This is a genomic window from Neisseria sp. HMSC056A03 (assembly GCF_001815685.1).
Taxonomy (GTDB): domain Bacteria; phylum Pseudomonadota; class Gammaproteobacteria; order Burkholderiales; family Neisseriaceae; genus Neisseria; species Neisseria subflava.
On sequence record NZ_KV821594.1, the window covers coordinates 1 to 344 of the forward strand.

At 43.6% G+C, this 344-nt stretch carries 1 protein-coding gene; it reads left to right on the top strand.

Annotated elements, in window-relative coordinates; genetic code table 11:
- The first annotated feature begins 94 nt into the window (after positions 1-94).
- Positions 95-307 (top strand): hypothetical protein, encoded by a 213-nt coding sequence (locus HMPREF3052_RS02390; RefSeq protein WP_070748277.1) that lies wholly within the window; start codon positions 95-97, stop codon positions 305-307.
- Positions 308-344: the final 37 nt, after the last annotated feature.

The following is a 344-nucleotide window of genomic DNA, read 5'->3' on the forward strand; positions in this document are numbered from 1 at the left end:
TGCTTGTCTTGTGCATATTTGCATACATGAATACAATGCCAAAATTGAATACATGAATGCAAATAACAGTTATTTGTTGTAAAAAGGTCAAAACATGAAAAACCAACGTAGCGCAAAAGTAATACAGGAAAAGGCGGGCTGGCGAGTTGAGTGTCGCGAGCATGATATTTTGCTCCATACGCTTTACTTTGATCTTAGATCTGAAGTTTTAGCCATTTCGCGCGCAGAAATGTGGGTGGCTGCGGGTCTAGCCCTGTCTGTTTCATGCGGTGCGCCTAAGCAAGATTTGGGGTGTATCGATGAGTAATTTAGGGGCTTGGGATAATCCCCCCCCCCTATCTAAC

Bases quoted from the DNA above. Each gene is read 5' to 3' on its own strand.
- HMPREF3052_RS02390 (WP_070748277.1), top strand. From the start codon at position 95: ATGAAAAACCAACGTAGCGCAAAAGTAATACAGGAAAAGGCGGGCTGG.